The following is a 25,375-nucleotide window of genomic DNA, read 5'->3' as shown; positions in this document are numbered from 1 at the left end:
TGCGGTGCCCGAGATCGCCCACGTCGACCCGCTGAGCCCCGCGGCCGTCGCGATCCTGCGCCGCTACTACGACGACATCATCACGCGCTATTACGGCCGGGCCGCGACCGCCGCCGAGATCGACGAGCAGCTCGCCGGCGATCCCGACGACGACCTGCGCGGCGACCTCGGTGCGTTCTTCATCGCAACGGGCGACGAGGGATGCCTCGGCTGCGCCGGTGTGCGCTGGGTCGACGCCGACACGGCCGAACTGACCCGGGTGTTCGTCGCCCCCGCGGCGCGCGGCCTGGGGCTGGCCGCGACGCTCGTCGGCGCTGTCGAGACCGAGGCCCGTCGCACCGGGCGGCGCACCGTGCGGCTCGACACGCGTTCCGACCTCGTCGAAGCCCGTGCCCTCTACGCGAAGCTCGGCTACGCCGAGGTCGAGCCCTTCAACGACAGCCCGTACGCCGACCACTGGTTCGCGAAGGACCTCCGGGTCGCGCGATGACTCCGTCGAGCTGACGCCTGCGGCCACCGTCCGCATTCGTCAGAGACATCCGCTGCCGAAGGGTTCTACGCCCCGAGCATCTCCCGCGCGTGGCGGTACTTCTCGGCGAGGCGCTGCTGCGTCTCGAAGTCGAGCTTGCGCACTCGCCAGGCGGCCGAGTTGTCGTCGACGTCGGCGATCTTCACGCTGCGTGCGATCGCGTGACGGCGGATGCGCCCGTAGTACTCGGCCTCGGGCACCTCGGGGGTGCGGGTCAGCAGCACGACGACCTCGACGACCTCGGGCAGCACGCCCGCCTCGAGCAGCTCACGCGCCGTCAGGCCGGTGTCTTCGAGCACGTCGTGCAGCCAGGCGGCCGAGGTCGCGACGGGCTCGGCGATCGGATCGAAACGCTCGGCGACCCGACCGGGGTGGTCGATGTACGCCGCCCCGACCTTGTCGGTCTGACCTCGGTGCGCCACGAACGCGATGCCCTTCGCGAGCGCCACCTGCGCAGCCGCGGCGACGACCGCGTCGGCGTCGGGCAGCGGCTCCACGGCCCAGATGGGCGTTACGGGTGCTCCGGCGCCGGCCGGCTCGAAAGCGTTCGTCGTTCCCGTCACCATTCGGTCGGTCTCCTCGTTCACATCGGTTCGTTCGGTCTGGTCGGTCTGAGCGGGCCACGCGCCGGCAGGCTGCGGCATCGGGTCGGCGGCCGGCGGCGCGACCTCGGCAGGCTGCGGCATCGGGTCGGTGGCCTGCGGCGCGACCTCGGCAGGCTGCGGCATCGGGTCGGCGGCCGGCGGCGCGACGTCGGCGGGTCGCTCGATGGGCGCGGCCGCCGCGGGCGCCGGTGCGAGCCACCAGGGCGTGCCGGCGACCGGAGCCGCGGCGGGCTCCGGGTCGGGTTCGGCGTCGAACGGCCACTCGACCTCGGGCGCGACGCGCAGCGGTTCGGGCTCTGCCGGGGCGGATGCCTCGCGCATCTCATGGTCGTCGAGCTCCGCGTCGACCGGAGCGACGGGCAGGAGGCTCGCGAGCAGCGGCTCGGGTTCGAGGAGCGGTTCAGGGGCAGGTTCGGCGACCGGTTCCTCGATCGTCGGAGCCGGTCGGGCCTCGACCGCCGGCGCGGGATCGAACAGGGAGTCGAAGCCGAACTCGAACTCGGGCTCGAGCTCGAGCTCGGGCTCGGACACCGCGGGCGCCGGTGCAGCGGGCTCCGGTTGCAGCGCGAGCTCCACCTGCGACTCGGAGGCCGCGGGCTGGATCTCCTCGATCACGGCGACCGGCTCGGGGCCGGCGATCGGCGCCGCGCCCGAGGCATCCGGCTCTGCGTTCTCGACGGCGGGCGCCTCGAGCTCGACCTCGGCGAGCGGGTCGCGGCCGCGCACGGTGCGCACGAAGCCGAGTTCGGCCTCGAGCTCGGCCATCTCGCGGGCGTCGAGCTCGAGCAGCGAACGAGCGTCACCGAGGCTGCGATGCACGAAGTAGTCCTCGTCGACCTCCACGAGCCGGGCGCCGTCGCTCGTCGTGAAGTAGCGCCGCCGGGCGCCGTCGGTCACCGCGACGATCACCTCGACGAAATCGCCGCTCGGCACCTCGCAGCAGAGGTAGTAGCGCTGCTGCTCGGGTGAGGCGGCGGTGGCCGCACCCGTCGTGACGATCGGCACGGCGCGCGCCGAGGAGGGGAAGGCCGGCGCCGGGGCAGCCGCGGGCGAGGTCGGCGCCGTCGGGGTCGACTCGGCAGGCTGCGGCGTCGGCGGCGTCTGGCGGGGTTGCGCCGGCGCGGGCGGAGCCCATCCGCTCGCCGCGGGCGTCGGCAGGCGACGGGGGCGCAGCGTTCCACCGAGCTCGGCACTGCGTCGTGCCGCGCGCGAGGTGAGATCGTTCGCCGACGCACCGTCGCCCGGTGCAGACGGCTCGTCGGCGTGGATCGTCATCGTGGCTCCTGGGGGTGGGCGCCGGGGCGGTGGGGCTGCGGCCGTGGGGAGCGGCACGCCTCTCCGATGGTAGGCGCTTCCCGCCCCGGATTCGAGAAACTTCGCGAGCGGGTCGGTTCTTCGTCGCGCTCGATCGCCACGAGTTCGGGATATGCCGGTTACGCGTCAGTCCTCCGGCTCCTGGAAGATCGTCACCTGCAGGCCCGCGGGCGCGTCGAGCCTCGAGTTGATCGAGCGCCAGGGAGTCTCGCGCGGGGTCGCGAGCAGGCCGGCGCCAGCGTCGACGAGCTCGTCGGTCACGGCGGCCGTGTCGGCGACCTCGAATGCGACCCGCAGGTGCGGACTGCGCACCCCGTCGGTCTCGACCCTGTCGATGTACTCGACCTGCGCGGGATTCGAGAGCTCGAGCGTCGCGCGGCCGGCGTCGAGGATCATCACGCGGGCCCCGCCCTCGGCCTCGTACGCCTCCTCCTCGGGCAGTCCGAGCACGTCGCGGTAGAACGCGACGGCGGCCTCCCAGTCGTCGGCCTCGACCACGAGGCGCAACTGGCGCACACGGCGCGGGGTCTCTTCAGCATCGGTCATGCGGGCAGCCTACGGCGGGGTTCACTGGTCGACGACCACACACGGGGCGGCCGCACGACCACACCGCCGTGCGGAGCATCGCGCGGCGAACGGTCTTCAGCTCCGAACGATCGTCGAACGAGTCGTGTCGACGGTCGCTCCAGCGGCCGCCGACGCTCGACTGACGTTCCCGGGGCCAGGGTCCCCGGAGACCGAGTCCACGAGTCCACAAATCCACACGAAACCAGGCCACAGATCCACAAATCCACACCAACCCAGGCCACAAGTCCACAAATCCACAGGCGTCCGGAATGGACTCAGCTCAGCAGCCCGCCCCACGACGCCGACGTGCAGTCCGCTGGCGTTCGCTCAGCCGCGGCACGAGTGCGACACGTCCGCGAACGATGCGCGATCATCGGGGCGGTGGAGGTCGGGTGGCGCGCGTCCGCGGCGTCGCTATTCGACCCGGGCCGGCTGAGCCGGCGGCGCGACCGACGCCCGTGCGATGTACCGGGTCTCGAGCGTGTGCAGCTCGGTGCGCTCGCGCTCGCCGTCGATCGTCGCGAAGAGCAGCTCGGCGGCACGCGTGCCGAGCGCCAGCATCGGCTGCTCGATCATGGTCAGCGGCGGCTCGATCACGGCCGCCCACGAACTGTCGTCGAAGCCGATCAGCGACACGTCGCGGGCCACGCGCAGTCCTGCTGTGCGCAGCGCGCGCAGCGACCCGGTCATCGCGTCGGTCTCTGTGCAGAACAGGGCGGTCGGCGGCTCGGGCAGCGCGAGCATGCGCCCGACCTCGAGCTCGGCGCGCTGCTCGGTCTTCGGCCCGACCATCACGAGCTCGGCGTCGAACGCCAGGCCCTCGTCGTCGAGCGCGTCGAGGTACCCCTGCAGGCGCTCGCCGTCGGTCCAGAGATCGCGTGCGGCGGCGTCGACGAGGTCGCGCCGCCGACGCGGTCGTTCGTCGACGGGCGGGCCCCAGACGAACCCGATGCGACGGTGCCCCTCGCCGATGAGGCGGGCGACGGCCTCGCGCGTCGCCTCGCGGTTGTCGATGACCACGGCGTCGAGGTCGAGCCCCGGCACAGCGCGGTCGACGAGCACGACGGGGATGCCGTGGCCACGCGCCCGCTCGAGGTGCGCCGCCGACGCCGCATCGAGCGCCGCCGAGGCGACCACGAGACCGTCGACGCGCTTGTCGATCAGCAGGTCGGTCGCGGCGACCTCTTCGTCGAGGGCTTCGTGCGTGCTCACGACGAGGGTGTCGAACCCGCGGGCCCGCGCGGCGTCGGAGATGCCGCGGACGACCCCGCCGAAGAACGGGTTGGCGATGTCGGCAACGATCACGCCGATCGTGTGGCTCACGCCCGTCGACATGCTGCGGGCGAGCGCGTTGGCGCGGTAGCCGATGCGCTCGGCCGCGGCGAGCACGCGCTCGCGCAGCTCGGGGCTCACGTAGCCGTAGCCGCCGAGGGTGCGTGCCGCGGTCGACCTGCCGACACCGGCCTCCGCGGCGACCTCGGAGATCGTCGGCGGCGCGGCGCGCTCTGAAGTCATCGCCCTCGCCCCTCTCCGCGTCACCGGTTCACCACATGCTAGCGGCGGCGCTCGTCGGCCGGCTGCGCCCGAAGGCGCCCTCGACGAAGCATTGGTCGTGGGCCGCGTCGGCGCCCGCCTCCAGTGCCGGCTGCAGGGCGGATGCCTCGAGCTCGCGCCCGCGCCGCCAGCCCGAGCCGTGCAGGGCGACCAGGAAACCGGCGACGAAGGCGTCGCCGCATCCCATCGTGTCGATCATGCGGGCGTCACCGGCGATCGACCGTGCCGGAGCGGTGCACCACGCGCGGCCGTCGGTCGCGATCGCGCCCTCGGTGCCGCGCGTGCCGAGCGCGATGCCGGCGCCGCGGCGCACCGCGTCGTCGAGCAGCGCGAGCGACGAGGCGTCGTCGAGCTCGGAGCACGACAGCAGCACGAGGTCGGCGAACGGCGCGACCCGGTCGAGGTACGCGGGCGTTCGGAACTCGGGCTCGCTCGACAGGTCGAAGCTCACGAGCACGTCGTGCCCGCGCAACCGCGGCAGCTGCGACTCGGTGCCCGAGTACACGCTCGAGTGCACCACGTCGAAGCTCGCGGCGTAGGCCTCGCGGCCGCCGTCGAGGTCGATCGGCTCGCGCACCGTCACCCCGCCGCCGTTCCAGCCGAGGAACACGCGGTCGCCGTCGACGACCCGCAGGGAGGAGACCCCCGACTCCCCCCTGCGGACGACGCTGCGTGCGGTGCCGACCCCCGCGTCCTCGATCGATGCGCGCAGGAACCCGCCCAGCTCATCGTCGCCGAACACGCCGAGGTACTCGGCGTGCGCGCCGAGGCGCTCCGCGTAGACGGCCACGTTGACGGCATTGCCGCCGGGGTAGTCGAGCCCGCGGTCGAGGAAGCGGTCGACGATGTTGTCGCCGAAGCCGAGCACACGCATCAGTTCGTCACCTGCGATCGATCAGGGGGAGCATGGGTCTACCGCCCCGGATCAGTAGTCCATGACCCGGTAGTAGCGGCGCAGGTCGAGCGAGTGCTCACGCACCCGCTCGAGGTGCTTCGACACCCGGCCCATGACGGTGTCGAGCACGATCGGCGCGATGAGCGCACGGTTCTCGGGACTGAAGCCCTCGAGCGCGTAGTCGCGCGTGTCGAACACGGTGACATCGTTCGTGATGCGCTTGGTGAACGCCTCGGCACGGTCGGTGAGCGGGCGCGTCGCGTCCTCCCCCTGGAACAGGATGACCGCCGTGTCCTCCTCGAGCAGCTCGAGCGAGCCGTGGAAGAACTCGGCGCTGTGCACGCGGGTGGTGCGCAGCCACTGCATCTCCTCGAGGATGCACATCGAGTACAGGTAGGTGAACGCCCAGATCGGGCCGCCGCCGATGAGGAAGTAGTAGTCGGTGTCGCGATGCGCCTCGGCGAACGCCGACGCGACCGGCTCGGCCTGCTCGGCGACCGCGACGAGGGCGTCGGGCAGGTTCACGAGCTCGTCGGCGAGCGAGGCGTAGCCGTCAAACTCGCCGCGGCGATCGAGCAGCCGGCCCACGAAGAGCAGCAGCTGCATGTCGAAGGGCCAGGTCTTCGGCTCGCTGATGAGGGCGTGGTCGACTCCCTGCGCGATCGGCGAGTCGGCGTAGCCGGTGAACGCGATCGTCGTCGCCCCGGTGGCGCGCACGACATCGATCGCCGCGACGACGTCTTCCGTGGTGCCCGAGACCGAGGTGAAGACGACGGCCGACGTCTCGCCGAGCAGCGCGTCGCCGGTGAGCACGAGCTCGGCGGCGATCGCGGCGCGCACCGACAGGGTCGAACGCTCACGGGCGAGCAGCTCGTACGGCCACATCTGGGCGTACGTGCCACCCGAGCCGACGAGCAGCACGTTGTCGACGCCCTTCGCGAGGAGCTCGTCGACGAGCGCCTCGATACGCGGGCGGAGGGCGACGGCGCTGGCCGTCTGGCTGCGGAATGCGGATTCGTCGAAGCCGAGCATGTGGGTGGGTCCTTTCGCACGGATCCCGAGGCGGCTGCGCTCGCCTCGAGGCTGGTTGTGGTACCGGTGTCAGATCGCCATCATGCTGACACAGGTCAGCCCATCCGTCAAACATCCGCATGAACTCGGCCATCTCGACAAATTCGAGAAATTCTTGTGCTCAGAACTGGTACCGGTATCAGATTCTCGCTACACTCGCCAGCCAAGGCATTCACCGAAGATCCAACGGCGGATCGGTGGCCGCGATCCCAGCGGCAGTCGCTCCGTCGCCCCGAGAGAGGCAGACCATGCGCAGGACACGCACCCTCACGCTCGCCGCGGCAGCGGCCGGCGCCCTCGTACTCTCCGGCTGCGCCGGCGGCGCCCCCGCCGGGCCGGCGGCCGACGTCACGGCCGAGCCGGCCTATGAGGGCACGCTCAGCATCCTGACGAAGTTCGCGGGCGAACCGCTCGAGCCGTACTTCGAGGACCTCGCCGCCGCGTACGAGGCCGAGCACCCCGACGTCGACGTCGAGCTCATCCAGGAGACCGACCAATCGATCAAGGACAAGACCAAGACGCTCACCGCGTCGCAGGCGCTGCCCGACATCTACTTCACCTGGACCGGCGACTGGGCCGAGAACTTCGTCACGGGCGGCCTCGCCGCCGACCTCAGCGAGGTCATCGCGCCCGGCACCGAGTGGGGCGACACGTTCGGCGAGGCATCCCTCTCGGCCTTCCAGTACGACGGCAAGTACTACGGCATCCCGCTCTACAACAACGGCAAGTTCATGGGCTACAACACCCAGGCGTTCGCCGAGGCCGGCGTCGACGTTCCGCAGACCTTCGAAGAACTCGTCGACGCGTGCGGCCCGCTGCGCGACGCCGGCTACGAGCCCATCGCGTTCGGCAACAAGGACGGTTGGCCCGCATTGCACTACCTGCAGCAGCTCTTCGCCTACAACGTGCCGAGCGACGTGCTGCACGCCGACTTCGACCCCGAGACGGCGAAATGGGACGACCCCGGCTACGTGAGCTCGCTCGAGCAGTTCAAGACCCTCGTCGACGAGTGCACCGACACGGGCAGCGGCACCAACGGCGTGCTCTACACGACCGCGCAGGAGGCGCTCGCGGGCGGCAACGCCGCCATGTACTACCAGGAGGTCCTCGAGTTCGACTCGATCACCGCCGAGGGCTCGTCGCTGTCGCCCGACGACTTCGGCATCTTCCAACTGCCGGCGCCCGACGGGGCCGCCGGCGACCCGGCGGCCATCGAGGGCGCCCCCGAGGGGTACCTCATCAACGCCAAGTCGGCGCAGGCGCCACTCGCCGTCGATTTCATGAAGTTCGTCACCGAGCTCGAGAACGCGAAGACCCTTTCAGCCCCGCCGTACGGCCAGCCGAGCGCGGTCGTCGGCGCCGTGACCGAGGAGACCTCGAGCCGCGCGGTCTACGAGGGCATCACGAAGGTCAACGAGGCCTCGCAGCTCGTCGGCTGGCTCGACACGGTGACCGTCCCCGAAGTGGCCGATGCGTGGCTCGCCGGCGGCGAGGCGATCATCAGCGGCAGCGCGACTCCCAAAGAGGTGCTCGAGAGTGTCCAGGCAGCAAACGCCGACGCGCAGTGATGCGCGGTCGGGGGCCGGTTTCGACCGGCCCCCGACCCTCACGAAGGCGATGTCGAACGCGCCCGGCGGGCCGGTCGACCGCAACGCGCGCGGCTGGTACCCGAAGGTCGCCGGGCTCGTCTGGGTGCTGCCCGCCCTCGTCGTGCTCGCCGTCTTCGTCTACCTGCCGCTCGTGCAGAACCTCGGCTTCTCGACCCAGGAGTGGGACATCTACTCGGGTGCGACCGAGTTCGTCGGCCTCGAGAACTACGAGAAGCTCGTCGGCGACCCCGTCTTCTGGACGGCGCTCGGCAACAACGTGCTCTACGCGGTGCTCTCGATCGTGTTCCAGGTCTTCGCGGCGCTCGTGCTCGCCGCGCTCATCGAGAGCCTCCGCAGCCTGCGCTGGCGCAAGGCGCTGCGCGCGATCTACTTCGTGCCCGCTGCGATCTCGCTGACGGTCGCGGGCCTCCTCTTCTACTTCATCTACGAGCCGAACCTCGGCCTGCTCAACCATCTGCTCGAGGCGATCGGCCTCGGCCAGCTCGCCCAGCCGTGGCTCGGGCAGGAGTCGACCGCCATGCTCGCGATCATCGCGATGAGCCAGTGGCAGGGTTTCGGCTACTCGACACTGCTGTTCGCGGTCGCGATCCAGCGCATCCCGTCGGAGCTGTACGAGGCGGCCGCGCTCGACGGCATCGGCCACGTGCGCCGCTTCTTCCACATCACGCTGCCGCTCGTGCGCGAGATGACGGGCCTGATGATCATCGTCACGATCTCGGGCGCCTTCCAGGTGTTCAACGAGGTCATGGTCATGACGAGCGGCGGCCCGAACAATTCGACCCAGGTGCTCGCCACCTGGCTGTACCGCAGCGGATTCGTCCGCAACGACTTCGGCTATGCGGCGGCGATCGCGACGGTCATCTTCGTGGTGACGCTGCTGATCGCGCTCGCGCAGCTCTGGTACACGCGACGCCGAAGGGTGGAGTTCTGATGAGTCGTCTCGGTTTCCTGGGGGCGATCGGCCGGGTCTTCGTCTGGTCGTTCCTGCTCGCGCTCGTCGTGGTGGTCGTCTACCCGCTGCTGTGGATGGTCATGAACGGCTTCAAGACGAACGCCGAGCTCTTCGGCGACCCGTTCGCCCTGCCGCTGCAGCTCGACTGGGAGAACTACGTCGACGCCTGGAATCGCGGCGTCAGCGACTACCTCACGGCGAGCGTGCTCGTGACCGTCACCTCGACGATCACGACGGTGCTGATCAGCGCATGGGCGGCGTACGGCCTCACCCGGGTGCGCATGCCGTTCGGCAAGGTCGTCTCGGGCGTCATCCTGGGCGGGCTCATGCTCGCGCCGGCGGTCGCACTGGTGCCGCTCGTGCGCATGTTCCAGGCGATGGGGCTGTACAACACGTTCTGGGCCCTGCTCATCCTCTACACGGCCTTCCGCATCCCGTTCACGACCTTCCTCATCAGGGCGTACATGATCGACCTGCCGCGCGAGGTCGACGAGGCGGCCGAGGTCGACGGTGCCAGCCGCTGGACGACGTTCTGGCGCATCACCCTGCCGATGTGCAAGCCGATCCTCATCTCGACGGTGCTGCTGCACATCCTGTTCGCGTGGAACGAATACCTCTTCGCCATGGTGTTCACGAGCGGCACGTCGATCCAGACGCTCCCGGTCGGCCTCACGAGCCTCATGAGCAAGCACGGCACCGACTATCCCGTCGTCTTCGCGGGCATGGTGATCGCAGCGCTGCCGGTGATCGTGCTGTTCTTCGCGACCCAGCGGTACTTCATCAAGGGCCTCTCGGAAGGCATCGGCAAGTGACGGGGGCGGATGCCTCGGGCACGGCGTTGCTCGACCGGGTCACGGGGTCGAACTTCGCCTACCAGCACCTGCCGCTCGCCCGCTGCCTCGACGACCTCGCCGAGCTCGGACGCACCCGGATGGAGCTCTGGGGCATCGCACCGCACGCGCACGCGCCGTGGTTGACCGATGCCGAGGCCCGGGGCATCCGCGATGCCGCCGCCGCTCGCGGCCTCGAGATCGTGTGCTTCACTCCAGAGCAGGTGATGTACCCGGTGAACGTGGCGTCGCCCGACGCCCGCCTGCGTGCGGAGAGCGTCAGGATGTTCCGGCGCGCGGCCGAGCTCGCCGTCGAGTTCGGGGCGGGGTTGCTGTTCCTCACCGCGGGTCGTGGGGGCGAGGACGAGCCGCGGTCGGCCGGCTGGGCGCGCTCGGTGGACGCGCTCGGCGAGATCGCCGACTACGCCCGTTCGCTCGGGCTCGACTGCGTGCTCGAGCCGCTGCAGCGCGTGGAGTCGAATCTCGTGAACTCCGCCGCCGACGCCGCACGCATGCTCGACGACATCGCGGCGCCGAACCTCGGCGTGGCCCTCGACACCGTCGCCGCCGTCGTCGCGGGAGACTCGGTCGACGACTACTTCGCCGTGCTCGGAAATCGGGTGCAGCACGTGCACCTCATCGACGGCACGCCTGCGGGGCATCTCGCCTGGGGCGACGGACGGCTGCCGCTGCGCGAGATCGTCGCCGCGCTCGATCGCAACGGCTACGCCGGCCTCGCCACCGTCGAGCTCTTCGGCGACGGCACCTACGCCCTCGACCCGAAGCCGGCCCTCGCCCGCTCGCTCGCCGCGATCGCCGCGGCAGGCGCACCCCCGGCGGCCGGCCCCACCCCGGCGGTCGACGGTGCTTCCGCAGCCGGCGCCTACCCGGCAGCCGGTACCAACCCCGCAGCCCGAGGTCGACCGGGGCAAAGCGACCCCACGACCACTTGACCACACCCCGGGCCACCACACGACCACATGAGGGTCGCCCGCGCAATGGTCTCAGCTCCGAGGCGAATGGTCCCTGCTCCGAAACGTCGCCGATACAGACGTGGCGAGACCCGCTCCAGGGCCGCCGACCGTCCGGGGATCGGTGTCCGCGCGGGGACCCAAGCCACAAATCCACAAATCCACACGAACCCAGGCCACAAATCCACAAATCCACACGAGTTCAGAATGGACTCCGCTCCGCGGCGCCACCACGCCCGGCTGCTCTTGCGGAACTGCTGTACGAGTACACGCTGCAGTGCGCCGCGACACGTCCGCGAACGAAGCGCGACCGCCGCGGTGGTCGTCGAGTAGCGAGCGGTGGTCGAGTCGGAGAAGCGAGCGTCCGGTGGGGCGAGGAGCGAAGCGTTTCGAGACCCACTCGAGGTCTCGATACGTTCCTTCGTCGCTACTCGTCCAGCGGCCGTCGCGCTCGTCCACCGGGGCCGTCGCGCTCGACCACCGGAATGACGCTCAGCGCTGCGGCACGGGAGCCCAGGCGCCGATGCCCACCTCGCCGAGGTCGGCCCCGTCGGTGAAGCGGTCGAGGCCGAACGCTCGCAGAACGGGCGACGGCGCACCGGTGAGCACCTCCTCGGCGACGAGCTCGCCGAGGATAAGGCCGAGCGTCGCGCCGGAGTGCGTGAACACGACGTGCAGGCGGTCGATGGTCGGCACGGCGCCGACGACCGGGTCGCCGTCGCCGGGAATCGGCTTGAGGCCCGCGCCGACGCGGTGCGCGGTCAGCTTCGGGTTGCCGGCGAGCACCTTCGAGGCCTCGTCGAGGAGTCCCTGCACCGACTCCTCGGGCACGGTGATCGCGCCGTCGTCACCGACGACGACCGACTTCTCGGCCCAGTCGGCATCGAGCACGAGGCGCCCGTCGGGCGTCGGGCGGATCGCGACGCGCGGAGTGTTGAGCACCGTCTTCACCTCGACGTCGACCGGGCCGGTGAAGAGCACGAAGGCCGACGGCGTGGCATCCGGTACCGAGACGCCGAGCGCCCCGAGCTGGGCCGGGACGTCACCGCCCGTCGCGAGCACGACGTGGTCGGCTGGTAGGACGGTTCCGTCGCCGAGCACCACGCCCGTCGCGACGCCGTCGGTCACGTCGACCCGCGCGTGCCCGGCCTTCTCCACGATGCGGGTTCCCGCGGCCACCGCCTCGGCGGCGAGCGCCGCGATGAGGTCGGGCAGGTTCACCCAGCCCTCACCCGGGTTGAAGATCGCCCCCTCGGCGGCGACGGCGTCGGCGTTCACGTCGGGCGCGAGCTCGGCGACCCCCGCCCGGTCGAGCCAGATCGCGTCGTACCCACCCGCGCGCTCGTAATCGAAGGTCTGGCGGAGGCTCTCGTCGGGCGCCGCCCACTTCAGGGCGCCGTCGAACCGCAGGTAGTGGCGGCTCTCGGGGTGGCGCGCGAGCCGGGTGCGGTAGCGGTCGAGGCCGAGCAGGCGCAGGTAGTGGTACGGGGCCGAACGGTCGCCCGACGAGTTCAGCCACGCGATCGAGCGACCGGAGGCGCCGTCGGCGAGCGCGCCGGCGGTGACGAGGGTCACCTGTGCGCCGCCGCGCGCGAGGTGGGCGGCGGTCGACACTCCGAGGATGCCTCCGCCGATGACGGCGACGTGGGTGGCCTGCTGGTTGGTCATGGGATGTTCCTTCGTGTTGCGTCGTTCAGGGAAGTCGGTCGCGCTCGACGGGCTCGGCGAGCGGGAGCCCGGTGCCGCGAGCGCTCAGGCAAGCGGCGTCTCGGCATGGATGCGCTCGATCAGGTCGAGCACGCCGACCGCGTCGACCGGGTCGACGGGCACCGGCCCGCCGGAGCTGATCGCGACGGCGAGGTCGCGGTAGAACGCGCCGTAGTCGCCACGTTCGGTCGGCAGCGGCTCGAGCCCGCCTTCGATGCCGAAGGCGCCCCAGCGATCGGGCGGCGTCGCGCCGAACCCGGGGTCGGCGGGCGACACGCCTGCGGCGAGCGCCGCCTCCTGACCGTCGAGCCCGTGGGTCGTGTAGCCCGCCCGCGAACCGAGCACATGGAACCGCGGCCCGAACTGTGGAGCCATCGAGTTCATCCAGAGATGCGAGATCGTGCCCGACTCGTGCCGCAGCGCGACGAACGCGTCGTCGTCGGCGAGGCCGCCGTGCCTCCGCACTGCGAGCTCGGCGCGCACGTCGTCGACCGGTCCGAACAGGGTGATCGCCTGGTCGATGAGGTGGGTGCCGAGGTCGTAGAGGATGCCGCCGCCGTCGGCGACGGTCGCCTCCGTCTTCCACGACGCGCGGGGCTCCGGCTTCCACCACTCGAAGCGCGACTCGAACCGTCGCACCTCCCCCAGCGCGGCCTGCGCGACGAGGCGCCGCACGGTGAGGAAGTCGCCGTCCCAGCGCCGGTTCTGGAACACGGTCAACCGGCGGCCGAGGCGGGCCGCCTGCGCGATCAGCTCGCGACCCTCGGCCGCCGTCACCGTGAACGGCTTGTCGACCACGACATCGAGTCCCGCGTCGAACGCTCGCGTGGCGAGCGCCGCATGCGTACCGGGCGGCGAGCCGAGCACGACGAGGTCGAGTTCGCCCGCGCGCGCGAACAGCTCGTCGACGCTGGCGAGCACGGATGCCCCGGGGTGCAACGCAGCCGCCTCGGCGGTCCGAGCTGGGTCGCCCGTGACGATCGCGTCGAGCGAGTATGCGGGGTCGGCGGCGAGGAACGGCGCGTGGAACACGCGGCCCGATACCCCGAAGCCGACGACGGCGGCGCGGATCGGCGCGGACGCCGAGGCATCCCCCTCGACGCGCTCGGGGACCGATGCCATCACAGCACCTCCGAGAGGAAGCGCTGGAGCCGGGCACTCTGCGGGCGGTCGAAGAGGTCGGCGGGCTTTCCCGACTCGACGACGCGGCCCTCGTCCATGAACACGACCTGGTCGGCGACCTTGCGGGCGAAGCCCATCTCGTGGGTGACGACGAGCATCGTCATGCCGCGCTGCGCGAGGCTCGCCATCAGGTTCAGCACGCCCTTCACGAGCTCGGGATCGAGCGCGCTCGTCGCCTCGTCGAAGAGCATGACCTCGGGTTCCATCGCGAGCGCGCGGGCGATCGCGACGCGCTGCTGCTGTCCGCCCGAGAGGTCGCGCGGACGGTGGTCGGCACGCTCGGCGAGCCCGACCTCGGTGAGGCGCTCGCGGGCGACGCGTCGCGACTCGGCCTTCGAGAAGCCCTTCACGTTGCGCAGTGCGAGTGCGACGTTCTCGAGCGCGGTGTGGTCGGGGAAGAGGTTGAAGTGCTGGAACACGAGCCCGATGCGCCGACGCACCGAGTCGGGCTTCTGGGTGAGCACGCTCTCGCCGGCGAGCAGCACCTCGCCCGACTTCGGCTCGTGCAACCGGTTCACCCCGCGCAGCAGGGTCGACTTGCCCGAACCCGAGGGGCCGATGATGCAAGTCGTGGTCCCGGGCGGCACGCTGATCGAGACGTCCTTGAGCACCTCGATGTCGCCGTAGGCCATGCTGAGGCCCTGAAGCTCGAGACTCGAGCCTTCGTAGAAGTGGCCGTCGGCGACGGGCACGGGTGACGTGTAGGTCATGAGTTCTCCCCGTAGGTGAGGGTCGGCGTGGGGTTCTGCTCCTCGACCTCGTCGAGGCCCGACTTCGGCGGCGCCGCCTTGCGGCGACCGGTGCGGAACCGGTTGTCGAAGTAGTTCACGAGGTGCGTCAGCGGCACGGTGATGATGAGGTAGAACAACCCCGCCATGACGAGCGGCGAGAGATTGCCGGTGAGCACCGCGGCGTCCTGCCCGACGCGGAACAGCTCGCGCTCGGAGACGAGGAGGCCGAGGAAGTACACGAGGCTCGAGTCCTTCACGATCGCGATGAACTGGTTGACGAGCGCGGGCAGCACCCGTCGCACGCCCTGCGGCACGACCACGAGGCGCATCGCCTTGCCGTAGCTCATGCCGAGCGCGCGGCACGCCTCGAGCTGGCCGCGGTCGACCGATTGGATGCCGGCGCGGAAGATCTCGCCGATGTACGCCGAGGCGATGAGGCTCAGCGCGAGGATGCCGAGCGGGTACGGCGAGGGGCCGAAGACCTGCTGGCTGAAGCGGGCGAAGCCCTGGCCGATCAGGAGGATGGTGAGGATCGCGGGAAGGCCGCGGAAGATGTCGGTGTAGATGCGCGCCGGCACTCGCAGCCAGCGCGACGGCGAGATGCCCATGATCGCGATGACCATGCCGAGCACGACGCCGATGACGGTCGCCCAGATCGAGATCACGAGGGTGTTCACGAGGCCGATGCCCAGCAACTGTGGCATGACCTGCCACATTGCATCGAAGTCGAGGAAGGTCTTGATGAGGTTGTCGAGCCAGTCCATGAGGTGCTCTCTCTGTCGAAGGGGCGTACGGGTCGGATGCCGCGGGGTCGATGCCGACGCGACATCCGACCCGCACGCTGCGGCCTACTCGGCCGGTGCCTCGGTCTGCTCGGCCGACGGCAGGTACTGGTCGGGCATCGGCGAGCCCGGGAACCACTTCTCGTAGAGCTCCTTCCAGGTGCCGTCCTCCATCGCGGCGTGCAGGGCCTCGTTGAGCGCGGCCTGGAACTCGGGCTTGCCCTTCGCGATGGCGAAGCCGGCCGGTGCGTCGAACGACGGGATGTCGATCGCGTTCACGAGGCCGTACTGCTCGGCGTACTCCTTGGCCGCCTCGTAGTCGAGGAAGTGGGCGTCGATCGAGCCGCTGTTCACGGCCGAGATCGCCGCGTTGTTGTCGGGGAAGCGCACGAGCTCGGTGTCGGTGAAGTGCTTCACGGCGTACGCCTCCTGCAGGGTGCCCTGCACGACGCCGAGTCGCTTGCCGGCGAGGCTGTCTTCATCGGTGATGCCCGAATCGGAGTCATCACGGTCAGGTACCCGGCGAGGTACCCGTCGGAGAAGTCGACGGTCTGCTTGCGCTCGTCGGTGATGCCGATCGCGGCGACGCCGACGTCGAACTGGCCGTTCGCGACGGCGGCGAGCAGGCCCGAGAAATCCTGGCCGGTGAACACGACGTCGTCGATGCCGATGCGGTCCGCGACGTCCGTGAAGAGCTCGACGTCGAAGCCGGTGAACTCGCCCGACTCGTCGGTGAAGGTGTACGGCTTCGCGTCGCCGAGGCTCGCGACGCGGATCTGGCCCGGGGTGATGAGGCCGTAGGGGTTGTCGTCGGCGTCTTCGGTCGACGTGCTGCCGCCGCCGGAGGAGCAGGCGGCGAGGGCGACGGCCGCGGTGAGGGCCGCGGCGGTGAGCGCTGCGCGACGGATGGTGGAGCGGATGCTCATGGGGGTGGTTCCTCTCTGAACTGCGGTGGTGCGTGGGGTGATGGGTGCGTGGGATTCGTATGGTGCGTGTGGGCGTCTCACGGGCCGAGGTGTCGGCCGGAACTTGTTGAGACCGGTCTCAGTCTCGTAGAGTGAGACCGGTCTCAATTCGTTTCCTCGGAGAGTACCCGCGCATCTGCCGCACGTCAACCAGTAGTTTCAGGAGACGCCCATTCCAACGGAGGTGACATGAGCGAGCCGGGCAACGGTCGCCGCGAGGTGACGGTCAGCGACGTGGCCGCCGCCGCGAAGGTCTCGAAGGCGACCGCCGCGCGCGCGCTCGGCGACTACGGGGCCGTGAGCGACGCGGTCCGCGATCGCGTGCAACGCGCCGCCGAAGAGCTCGGCTACCGGCCGAACGCCCTCGCCCGCACCATGAGCACGGGTCGGTCGCACACGCTCGGCATCGTCGTCGGCGACATCGAGAACCCGTTCTTCGCGCAGGCCACCCGCGGCGCCGCCGACGTCGCCGTCGCGGCCGGGTTCGACCTCATCCTCTCGAACTCCGACGAGGAGGCCGCCGCCGAGGCGAAGGCCATCGGCGTGCAGCTGGCAAAGCGCGTCGACGGCCTGCTCGTCGCACCGGCATCGTCGATCGATCCGACCAACCTCCGCCCCGTCGTCGAGTCGGGCCGGCCGCTCGTGCTCTTCGACCGCGCCGTGCCGGAACTCGAGGTCGACACGGTGATCGCCGCCAACCGCACCGGCGCCCGCCGGCTGACGCGCCTGCTGCTCGACGCGGGACACCGCCGCATCGCGTTCATCTCCACGATCGCGCACGACGGCGACTATCGGCTGGGCGACACCCTCGCGTCGACCTCGGTCGCCGAACGCGTCGACGGTTTCACGGCGACGCTCGCCGAGGCGGGCGTACCGAACGCCGATCGGTACGTGCACCTCAACGCCCGCCGCGACGGCGTCGAGGTGCTCGTGCAGCGCATCCTCGGCTCGGCAGAACCCGCGACCGCGATCATCGCCTCCGACAGCCTCGTCGCGCTCGCGGCGTTCCGGGCCGCACGACGCCTCGGCGTGTCGATCCCCGACGAGCTCTCGCTCGTGGCGTTCGATGATGCCGACTGGACCGAGCTCACGACCCCGGGCGTGACGGTCATGGCGCAGCCCATCCACGAGATCGGCGCGGAGGCCGCGCGGCTGCTCATCCGCCGCATCGGCGGCGACGGCGCGCCGCCCGTGACGAAGGTGCTCGACCAGCACCTCGTCGAACGCGGCTCGATCGCACCTCCCGGCCGGCCGTAGGCGCACGGAGCGCTTCGCCCGCGTGCCCGCCACCCGCATCGACCGCTCGGTTCCCGCGTCGACACGACTCGGGGTTAGATGGAGACATCGTGCGCACTGCCGCGGGACGATCCTGCGAGTGCACTGCCCATCGACGAAGACGAGGTATGCGGATGACGACACGGCGCCCCTACAGCGCACGCACAGCCCTCCTGGCGGCCTCGCCGCTCCTGCTCGCGGTCGCGCTCACCGCCTGCACGCCGACCGGGCCCGACTCCCCCGAGCCGACCAGCCCGGTCGTGCAGCTCGGTGCGCCCGGCGAATCGAACCGCACGCTCTCCCCCGACGAGGCGGCGAACCTCGGGTCGCCCGAGTTCTCCGAGGTCGACTCGGCGTTCATGCTCGCGATGATCCGCCACCACCAGCAGGCGATCGAGATGACCGATCTCGTCGACGATCGCACCGACGACCGCGACATCCGCCTGCTCGCCGAACGCATGTCGGTGAGTCAGCAGGACGAGAAGACCCAGATCACGACGTGGCTGCAGGAGCGATCGGTGCCCGTCAACGGCGACGGCAGCGGCCACGAGGCGCACGACGCCGAGTCGATGCCCGGCATGCTGAGCGACGACCAGTTCGCCGAGCTCGAGGCGGCGACGGGCGAGGAGTTCGACCTGCTGTTCCTCGAGTACATGATCCAGCACCACGAGGGCGCAGTGCAGATGGTCGACGACCTCTACGCCGACGGCGGCGGCCAGGAGTCGGCGACCGACCAGTTCGCCCGTCACGTCGAATCGGACCAGGGCATCGAGATCGCCCGCATGCAGCAGATGCTCGCCGAGCGCACCGGCTGAGGCACGGGCGGCACCGACGAGACGGGGCCCGGCGGTCGTCGACCGCCGGGCCCCGTCGTGGGTGGGGAGGCGCGGCCTCCCCACACCGACTCATCGGAATGTCGCCGTCAGTGCCGTGAGCGCCTGCACCACGTCGGAGTCGGCCGCGAGGCCGGACTTGCGCGCGGCGTTGACGAGCTGCGCGACGACCGCGCGGTCGGCCGCCGAGCCGTCGGCGAGCTGCTCCGCCTCGGCGAGGTGCTCACGCACCTCGGCGAGCGCCTCGCCGCTCAGGCTGCCGTCGCGCTCGGCCTGATCGACGTACGCGCCGGCGACGGCGAAGCTCGGCGCGTGCACGGCGCCCGTCTGCAGCTGCGCGTTGAACTCGTCGAAGCGCACCTCGCCGGCGGCCTCGATCTCGTTCGCCGACAGGTCGTCGCTCGCGGTGAGCGCCATCGTGTCGAACCCGCGCGCGATCTCGCTGCCGAGCACGTTGCCGTTGTACCAGTACGTCGACCAGTAGCCGCCGAGGTTCAGGCCGGTCGTGCTCGGCGTGTTGATCGGACCGCGGTCGAGGAAGGCGATCTCCTTCGGGTTCGCGGTGTCGGTGAAGTCGATCACCGACAGGCCGCCCTGGTACCACGCCTGCACCATGATGTCGCGCCCCGGCACCGGGATGAGCGAACCGTTGTGCGCGACGCAGTTCTCCTGCGTGGTCTGCGGCACCGGCAGCTTGTAGTAGCTCGCGAACTGCAGCTTGCCGTCGACGATGTCGAAGAGCGCGTCGGCGCCCCACTCGGGCTGGTCGGTCGACCGGCACCGTGCCGCCGTGCCGCCGCCCCACTCATCGGTGAAGATGACCTTCGTGCCGTCGTTGTTGAACGTCGCCGAGTGCCAGTACGAGAAGTTCGGGTCGGCGACCGCATCGATCCGCACCGGGTCGGCCGGGTCGGAGATGTCGAGCAGGATGCCGTTGCCCTGGCACGCGCCGGCCGCGAGCCCGATCTCGGGGTAGGCGGTGATGTCGTGGCACGTGTTCGTGTTGGGGTTCGGCGAGTACCGGGTGCCCGACGGGTGCAGCGGCTGCGTCGGTCCGTTCTGCAGTCCGTTGAACGCGCCCGTCTCGGGGTCGGCGAAGATGCGCGGCTGGTTCACGATCGCCGCCGTCTCAGGCGCGGCGAGCGGCACCTTGATGACGTCGATGCGCCACTGCGTCGGGTTGCCCGTCGTGACCGGCTCGGTCGAAGCCGGCGCGTTCTCGCAGCCCGCGAGCTCGAGCGGCGAACGCACGCCCGAGGTGCCCGAGTTGTAGATGTAGACGTTCTCGGCGTCGTTCGGGTCGCTGACGAGCGTGTGCGTGTGCGAACCGCGGCAGGTCTGCACGCCGGGCAGCTGCACCGGGTTGTCGATGTCGCTGATGTCGAAGATGCGCACGCCGCGGAACCGCTCGGGGTTCACCGAGCCCGGCGCCCCCTGGGTGCCGCAGTCGATGCGGCCGCGCGTCTCCTCGACCGACATGAACAGCAGGTCGCCGTACACCGAGACGTCGCCCTGGCCGCCCGGGCAGACGAACGACGAGCGCAGCGTCGGCTCGGCCGGGTCGGACACGTCGTAGACCTGGAAGCCGTTGAAGTTGCCCACGATGGCGTTGTCGCCCGAGAAGGCGAGGTCGGAGTTGACGAACCCGAAGTCGCCGGGCGGGGCGTTGAACGGGTCGACCCGTGGCGTGCTCGACAAAAGGTCGATGTTGCTCGTCGCGACCTCGGCGTCGAGGTAGCCGGCGGGCAGGTCGACCCTGGGGTCGTCTTCGGCGACCGCCGCGGTGGCGGTCATCAGTGAGGCGCCGAGCAGCAGGGCGCCGGCGGCGGCGAGTGCGCGGCGCCGCGCATTCGGGGGTCGTTGTTCGGATCTCATCGTCGTGCCCTCTTCTCTCGTTACGACAGAACCTGCGTTTCGACACAGCGATCGAGCCCTCCGATGGGCGGTCGCCCACAACCCCGTGGGCGCCCGCGGCCCCGGAAGGCCGACCATGCCCCCCAAACTAGCGACAAGCGCAGGGTCGGCGCAGCCGGTATTTCGGGGGACACGGGCGACTCCGTCGGTGGGTCGCCGTACCGTCGGCCCATGGGCCAGGTGCAACCGTTCGAGATCCACGTCGACGATGAAGTGCTCGGCGACCTGCGGGCACGCCTCGCCCGCACCCGGCTCCGGGGCGACTCGCCGCGACGGCCGCCGGCGGGCATGAACCACGACTACCTGCGGCAGCTCATCGACACCTGGGCGGCATGGGACTGGCGAGCGCGCGAGGCGTGGCTCAACCGGCATCCGCAGTTCGTCGCCCGGGTCGGCGACGCCGACGTGCACTTCGTGCACCGGCGATCCGAGCGCACCGACGCACCCGTGCTGCTCGTGATGCACGGCTGGCCGCACACCTTCGCGCTGCAGCTCGACTTCGCCGACCTGCTGCCCGACTTCCACGTCGTCGTGCCGAGCCTGCCGGGGTTCGCCTTCTCATCGCCGTACGCCGACGGCCCGATGACCGAGCGGCGCCTCGCCGAGACGATGCACTCGCTCATGACCGACGTGCTCGGCTACGAGCGCTACGTCACCTACGGCGAGGACGTCACGGCCAACGTGAGCGACCTCATCGCCGCGAGCCATCCCGAGCACGTCGTCGCGATCGTCGCGACGCACGCGCACTTCCCGACCGGTGACGAACGGGAGGCGCTCACCGAACCGGCCGAGCGCGCGTTCTTCGCGGCGCTCGCCGAGCGCCACGGCACCGACGGCGCCTACGGGCACGTGCAGGCGACGCGTCCCGACACCCTCGCGGTCGCCCTCGACGACTCCCCCGCCGGCCTGCTCGCCTGGATCGCCGAGAAGCTCGTCGAGTGGAGCGACACCCCGCCCGGCGACCCCAGCGCCGTCGAGCGCCGCATCTCGCGCGACCGCATCCTCACCGAGGCGATGATCTACTGGGTCACCCGCTCGATCGCGTCGTCGTTCCGTCCGTACTACGAGGGCGCCGATCAGCCCGACCCGATTCCGCCGACCGGGGTGCCGGCGGCCGTCTTCATCCAGCGGCACGAGGCCGACTACCCCGAGACGCTCGCGCGACGGCACTACCTCGACCTGCGCGTCTTCGACCGGCTGCCAGAGGGCGGGCACTTCACCGTCGCCGAGGTGCCCGAGGCGATGGCGGCGCGGGTGCGGGAGTTCGTGGGGTCGCTGGGCTGAGGCGCGGCCCGCGCTTCCGGCGCATGGCGGCCCCGAACGTGAACGGAGCCCGATCAGAATGCGAGCCCCAGGTCGTCACGCGGAGTACCGCAGGTCGGGCGACGGGCTCCCCGGAACTGCGATGCCGACTCGCACTCGACCGCTGCGCTAGGCTCGCTCGCAGTGACACGGGGTGCCGCCCCGCCCGCGCCGAGGCGCGAGCACGAGCGGCTGAGATCACACCCGTCGAACCTGATCTAGTTCGGACTAGCGAAGGGATGTCGCCGATGAGCGCACGCCTGAACGACCCTGCCCAGCACGACGCGGATGCCTCGGAGGAGGTGGCGCTCGCCGCGGCGGCGCTGCTCGACCGGCTCCGCGAGACCGCCCCGCTCACGCACTGCATCACGAACAGCGTCGTGACGAACTTCACCGCCAACGCGCTGCTCGCGCTCGGCGCCGCCCCCGCGATGGTCGACATCACGGGCGAGGCCGGCATGTTCGCGAGCATCGCAGGCGGCCTGCTCGTGAACCTCGGCACTCCGACGCCCGAGCAGCGCGATGCCGCCCGCGAGGCCGTCGCCGCCGCCCGCGACGCGGGCACGCCGTGGGTGCTCGACCCGGTCGCGATCGGCGCCCTGCCCGTGCGCACGGCGCTCGCGCACGAGCTCACGGAGTTCCGGCCGACGGCGATCCGCGGCAACGCGAGCGAGATCCTCGCCCTTGCGGGTGACGGCGCGGGCGGGCGCGGCGTCGACGCCGCCGATACGACGGATGCCGCGACCGACGCCGCCGCGCGACTCGCAGGCCGGTTCGGCTCGGTCGTCGCGGTGTCGGGCCCGGTCGACCTGATCACCGACGACCGGCGCACCGTGCGACTCGCGAACGGCGACGCCCTGCTCACGCGCATCACGGGCGGCGGCTGCGCCCTCGGCGCGGTGACCGCCGCCTTCCTCGCCGTCGGCGACGACGCCTTCGAGGCCACCGTCGCAGCGAACCTCGTCTACACGGTGGCGGCCGAGCTCGCCGCTGACGGCGCCGCCGGGCCGGGGTCGTTCGGACCCCGCTTCCTCGACGCGCTCGCGGCGGTCGATGCGGCCGAGCTGGGGGCGCGGGCGCGGGTCGTTCTCGATGCGGGGCGGGGCGCCGGCCTCGACGTCGACGTCGACGTCGACGAATCGCTCGCCGAGATCGCCGAGGTCGGGGCGTGAGCGCCCGCACGGCACTCGACCTCTCGCTCTACCTCGTCACCGATCCGGCGCTCTGCGGCGCGCGCGGCATCGTCGAGGTGGTCTCCGAGGCCGTGGCCGGCGGCGTGCGGGTCGTGCAACTGCGAGACAAGGGCGCCGAGGCGTCCTCGCTGCTCGCCCAGCTCGAGGCGCTCGCCGCCGCGATCGACGGGCGCGCCGCCCTGCTCGTCAACGACCGGCTCGACGTCGCACTGGCCGCACGCGCGAGCGGCCTGCCGGTCGACGGCGTGCATCTCGGGCAGGGCGACGCGACGGTCGTGGTCGCCCGCGAACGGCTCGGCGCCGAGGCGATCGTGGGGCTCACCGCGAACGGCGCCGCCCACCTCGACGCGGTCGACCGGCTGCCGCGCGGCACCGTCGACTACCTCGGGGTCGGGGTGATCCGGCCGACGTCGACGAAGCCCGACCATCCGCCGGCGCTCGGCGTCGACGGCTTCGCCCGGGTCGCCGCGGCGACCGAACTGCCGTGCGTGGCGATCGGCGGCGTCGGCCTCGCCGACGTCGTGCCGCTTCGCGAGGCGGGCGCGGCCGGTGTCGCCGTCGTCTCGGCGCTGTGCGCGGCCGACGACCCGCGGGCCGCGGCGCGCGAATTCGTGCTCGGATGGGCGTCGGCGCGATGACCGCACGCGTGCTCAGCATCGCCGGAAGCGATCCCTCGGGCGGTGCCGGCATCCAGGCCGATCTCAAGTCGATCGCCGCCGTCGGCGGCTACGGCATGGCCGCGATCACCGCCCTCACCGCGCAGAACACGCGCGGCGTCCGCGGGGTGCACGTGCCGCCCGCGAGCTTCCTCGCCGCGCAGCTCGACGCGATCGCCGACGACATCGTCATCGACGCGGTGAAGCTCGGCATGCTCGCGAACGCCGAGGTCATCCGCACGGTCGTCGCCTGGCTCGGGCGCACCCGCCCGCCGGTCGTCGTGCTCGACCCGGTGATGGTCGCGACGAGCGGCGACCGGCTGCTCGACGCCGACGCCGAGGCCGCGATGCGCGAGCTGCTGCCCCTCGCCGACCTCGTCACCCCGAACCTCGACGAGCTCGCCGTGCTCGCCCGGCGCGAAGTCGCGACGACCTGGGCCGCGGCGATCGCCCAGGCAGAGGGCGTCTCGGCCGAGTACGGGATCCGCGTGCTCGCGAAGGGCGGACACCTCGCGGGCGACCTCGCCCCCGACGCGCTCGTCGACGCCGCCTCCGCGACGATCGTCGAGTTCGGCGGCGAGCGCATCGCCACGAGTTCGACGCACGGCACCGGATGCTCGCTCTCGTCGGCGATCGCCGCACTCGCCGCCGAGCTCGGCGATTGGCCCTCCGCGATCGCCGAGGCCCGGCGCTGGCTGCGCGAGTCGCTGCGGCACGGCGACGCACTCGAGGTCGGCGACGGCCACGGGCCGATCAGCCACTTCGCGGGGCTCTGGTCGCGCGGCGGCACGCGCACCGCACCGACGCCGACCGAGGTCGAGGCCGAATGGTGGGAGGGCATCTCCGACGTGCGTCGTGCGATCGACGAGCTGCCGTTCATCCGCGGGCTCGCCGACGGCACGCTGCCGGTCGAGCCGTTCCGCGAGTACCTCGCGCAGGACGCGCTCTACCTGCGCGACTACGCACGCGCACTCGCGACGGCGGCGGCCCTCGCCCCGGATGCCGCTGCGCAAGCCTTCTGGGCGACGTCGTCGCACGGCTCGATCGTCGGGGAGCTCGAACTGCACGAGCGCTGGCTGGGCACCGGCGCCGCGACCGACGCGACCCGCCCCGGGCCCGCCACGACCGCGTACCTCGACCACCTGCTCGCGACGGCGGCGCGCGGCGACTACGCCGTGCTCGTCGCGGCCCTGCTTCCCTGCTTCTGGCTCTACACCGACCTCGGCGCCCGGCTCGCGGCCGGCGAGTTCGGGGAGCAGGCGCTCGCCCCGGAGCATCCGTATGCCTCATGGCTCGCGACGTACGGCGACCCCGCGTTCGCCGAGGCGACCCGCGAGGCGGTCGCGATCGTGACCGCCTCGGCGTCGCGCGAGACACCCGGGGTGCGCGAGCGCATGCTGCGGGCGTTCCGGGCTTCGGCCGTGCACGAGCTCGCGTTCTTCGCGGCGCCGCTCGGGGCGGAGGTCGCTCCGCTGGCGGGCTGAGGTGCGGCGGGCGCAGCTCGGGTCCTCGGCCGTCCGGGGTTCGAGGCGGGTCCTCTTCGTCGGCGCTCCTCGACCGACTCAGGCCGTTCGACCCACGATGCCGTCGGCCTCGCGAGCGACCCACCCCACGAGGGGCAGCATGTGCTCCATGAGGTCGTCGCCGAGCGGCGTCAGCGAGTACTCGACGCGAGGCGGCACCTCGGGATACGAGGTGCGGGCGACGAGCCCGTCGGCCTCGAGGGTGCGCAGCGTCGAGGCGAGCATCTTCTCGCTGATGCCTTCGACCTCGCGACGCAGCTCGCCCCAGCGATGCGTGCCGTCGGTCAGCGCGAGCAGCACGAGCACTCCCCACTTGCTCATGATGTGGTCGAGCACGACCCGTGTCGGGCAGCCGTCGGTGAAGACTTCGCCGGACTGCTCCCGGATCTCCGCAAGACTTACCGTCATGTGGGT

Annotated in this window: 22 protein-coding genes, 1 pseudogene and 1 riboswitch; of the genes and pseudogenes, 11 read left to right on the top strand and 12 right to left on the bottom strand. The window is 71.4% G+C overall.

The window, feature by feature from the left end; translation table 11 throughout:
* Nucleotides 1-4 precede the first annotated feature (4 nt).
* Nucleotides 5-490, top strand: a complete 486-nt coding sequence (locus LR269_RS06085; RefSeq protein WP_231429874.1) for a GNAT family N-acetyltransferase — start codon at nt 5-7, stop codon at nt 488-490.
* 65 nt (nt 491-555) lie between these two features.
* Here LR269_RS06085 and LR269_RS06080 read toward each other — a convergent pair whose 3' ends face one another.
* From LR269_RS06080 to LR269_RS06060, 5 genes are all read right to left on the bottom strand, one after another.
* Nucleotides 556-2,409 carry a hypothetical protein gene (locus tag LR269_RS06080; protein WP_231429873.1) on the bottom strand — a complete coding sequence of 618 codons (1,854 nt, stop codon included), beginning with the start codon at nt 2,407-2,409 and terminating at the stop codon, nt 556-558.
* A gap of 165 nt (nt 2,410-2,574) precedes the next feature.
* Entirely contained in the window at nt 2,575-2,994 is a 420-nt protein-coding gene (locus LR269_RS06075; RefSeq protein WP_231429872.1) for a VOC family protein, read from the bottom strand.
* Between the two features lie 435 nt (nt 2,995-3,429).
* Nucleotides 3,430-4,530 carry a LacI family DNA-binding transcriptional regulator gene (locus LR269_RS06070; protein ID WP_231429871.1) on the bottom strand — a complete coding sequence of 367 codons (1,101 nt, stop codon included), beginning with the start codon at nt 4,528-4,530 and terminating at the stop codon, nt 3,430-3,432.
* Between the two features lie 28 nt (nt 4,531-4,558).
* The gene (locus LR269_RS06065; protein ID WP_231429870.1) at nt 4,559-5,443 is read right to left on the bottom strand and encodes a PfkB family carbohydrate kinase; all 885 of its coding nucleotides are present in this window, start codon (nt 5,441-5,443) and stop codon (nt 4,559-4,561) included.
* Between the two features lie 51 nt (nt 5,444-5,494).
* Nucleotides 5,495-6,496 (bottom strand): SIS domain-containing protein, encoded by a 1,002-nt coding sequence (locus tag LR269_RS06060; protein ID WP_231429869.1) that lies wholly within the window; start codon nt 6,494-6,496, stop codon nt 5,495-5,497.
* A gap of 287 nt (nt 6,497-6,783) precedes the next feature.
* Here LR269_RS06060 and LR269_RS06055 point away from each other — a divergent pair, with 287 nt between their 5' ends.
* From LR269_RS06055 to LR269_RS06040, 4 genes are read left to right on the top strand one after another with little or no spacing between them, the layout of a single operon-like run.
* Nucleotides 6,784-8,103, top strand: coding sequence for an ABC transporter substrate-binding protein (locus LR269_RS06055; protein ID WP_231429868.1), 1,320 nt, complete (start codon nt 6,784-6,786; stop codon nt 8,101-8,103).
* The gene (locus LR269_RS06050) at nt 8,072-9,076 is read left to right on the top strand and encodes a carbohydrate ABC transporter permease (protein WP_231429867.1); all 1,005 of its coding nucleotides are present in this window, start codon (nt 8,072-8,074) and stop codon (nt 9,074-9,076) included. Before LR269_RS06055 ends, LR269_RS06050 begins: the two co-directional genes overlap by 32 nt.
* Complete coding sequence (locus LR269_RS06045) at nt 9,076-9,909, top strand: carbohydrate ABC transporter permease (RefSeq protein WP_231429866.1); 834 nt, start codon at nt 9,076-9,078, stop codon at nt 9,907-9,909. The genes LR269_RS06050 and LR269_RS06045 overlap by 1 nt, the downstream gene beginning before the upstream one ends.
* Nucleotides 9,906-10,880, top strand: coding sequence for a TIM barrel protein (locus LR269_RS06040; RefSeq protein ID WP_231429865.1), 975 nt, complete (start codon nt 9,906-9,908; stop codon nt 10,878-10,880). Before LR269_RS06045 ends, LR269_RS06040 begins: the two co-directional genes overlap by 4 nt.
* A 510-nt stretch (nt 10,881-11,390) precedes the next feature.
* On the opposite strand, the gene LR269_RS06035 is transcribed toward LR269_RS06040, so the two are convergent.
* From LR269_RS06035 to LR269_RS06015, 5 genes and pseudogenes are all read right to left on the bottom strand, one after another.
* Entirely contained in the window at nt 11,391-12,566 is a 1,176-nt protein-coding gene (locus LR269_RS06035) for an FAD-binding oxidoreductase (RefSeq protein ID WP_231429864.1), read from the bottom strand.
* Nucleotides 12,567-12,650: 84 nt separating this feature from the next.
* On the bottom strand, nt 12,651-13,727 hold the full coding sequence (locus tag LR269_RS06030) for a Gfo/Idh/MocA family oxidoreductase (RefSeq protein ID WP_231429863.1): 1,077 nt from the start codon (nt 13,725-13,727) through the stop codon (nt 12,651-12,653).
* On the bottom strand, nt 13,727-14,497 hold the full coding sequence (locus LR269_RS06025) for an amino acid ABC transporter ATP-binding protein (protein ID WP_231429862.1): 771 nt from the start codon (nt 14,495-14,497) through the stop codon (nt 13,727-13,729). Before LR269_RS06025 ends, LR269_RS06030 begins: the two co-directional genes overlap by 1 nt.
* Nucleotides 14,494-15,282 carry an amino acid ABC transporter permease gene (locus LR269_RS06020; RefSeq protein WP_231429861.1) on the bottom strand — a complete coding sequence of 263 codons (789 nt, stop codon included), beginning with the start codon at nt 15,280-15,282 and terminating at the stop codon, nt 14,494-14,496. Before LR269_RS06020 ends, LR269_RS06025 begins: the two co-directional genes overlap by 4 nt.
* 84 nt (nt 15,283-15,366) lie before the next feature.
* A pseudogene (locus LR269_RS06015) lies at nt 15,367-16,226 on the bottom strand (ABC transporter substrate-binding protein).
* 228 nt (nt 16,227-16,454) lie between these two features.
* Between LR269_RS06015 and LR269_RS06010 the strand changes: the two are divergent.
* Together LR269_RS06010 and LR269_RS06005 are read left to right on the top strand one after the other, a co-directional pair.
* Complete coding sequence (locus LR269_RS06010; protein ID WP_231429860.1) at nt 16,455-17,522, top strand: LacI family DNA-binding transcriptional regulator; 1,068 nt, start codon at nt 16,455-16,457, stop codon at nt 17,520-17,522.
* Nucleotides 17,523-17,674: 152 nt separating this feature from the next.
* Entirely contained in the window at nt 17,675-18,355 is a 681-nt protein-coding gene (locus LR269_RS06005) for a DUF305 domain-containing protein (RefSeq protein WP_231429859.1), read from the top strand.
* Nucleotides 18,356-18,445: 90 nt separating this feature from the next.
* On the opposite strand, the gene LR269_RS06000 is transcribed toward LR269_RS06005, so the two are convergent.
* The gene (locus LR269_RS06000) at nt 18,446-20,248 is read right to left on the bottom strand and encodes an LVIVD repeat-containing protein (protein WP_231429858.1); all 1,803 of its coding nucleotides are present in this window, start codon (nt 20,246-20,248) and stop codon (nt 18,446-18,448) included.
* A gap of 210 nt (nt 20,249-20,458) precedes the next feature.
* Between LR269_RS06000 and LR269_RS05995 the strand changes: the two genes are divergently transcribed.
* The 4 genes from LR269_RS05995 (at nt 20,459) to LR269_RS05985 (ending at nt 24,922) form a co-directional block, all read left to right on the top strand.
* Complete coding sequence (locus LR269_RS05995) at nt 20,459-21,571, top strand: epoxide hydrolase family protein (protein ID WP_231429857.1); 1,113 nt, start codon at nt 20,459-20,461, stop codon at nt 21,569-21,571.
* 158 nt (nt 21,572-21,729) lie between these two features.
* Nucleotides 21,730-21,846: riboswitch (TPP riboswitch) on the top strand.
* Entirely contained in the window at nt 21,838-22,761 is a 924-nt protein-coding gene (gene thiM, locus LR269_RS05990) for a hydroxyethylthiazole kinase (protein ID WP_231429856.1), read from the top strand. It overlaps the preceding riboswitch by 9 nt.
* Nucleotides 22,758-23,420 carry a thiamine phosphate synthase gene (gene thiE, locus LR269_RS18980; RefSeq protein WP_308191617.1) on the top strand — a complete coding sequence of 221 codons (663 nt, stop codon included), beginning with the start codon at nt 22,758-22,760 and terminating at the stop codon, nt 23,418-23,420. The genes thiM and thiE overlap by 4 nt, the downstream gene beginning before the upstream one ends.
* Entirely contained in the window at nt 23,417-24,922 is a 1,506-nt protein-coding gene (locus LR269_RS05985; RefSeq protein WP_308191616.1) for a bifunctional hydroxymethylpyrimidine kinase/phosphomethylpyrimidine kinase, read from the top strand. The genes thiE and LR269_RS05985 overlap by 4 nt, the downstream gene beginning before the upstream one ends.
* A 78-nt stretch (nt 24,923-25,000) precedes the next feature.
* Here LR269_RS05985 and LR269_RS05980 read toward each other — a convergent pair whose 3' ends face one another.
* On the bottom strand, nt 25,001-25,369 hold the full coding sequence (locus tag LR269_RS05980; protein ID WP_231429855.1) for a helix-turn-helix domain-containing protein: 369 nt from the start codon (nt 25,367-25,369) through the stop codon (nt 25,001-25,003).
* Nucleotides 25,370-25,375 lie beyond the last annotated feature (6 nt).

This window comes from Agromyces sp. S2-1-8 (assembly GCF_021129215.1).
In the GTDB taxonomy this organism is placed as follows: Bacteria; Actinomycetota; Actinomycetes; order Actinomycetales; family Microbacteriaceae; genus Agromyces; species Agromyces chromiiresistens.
The sequence above is the reverse complement of the archived record's forward strand: the minus strand, read 5'-3'. Positions and strand labels throughout refer to the sequence as shown.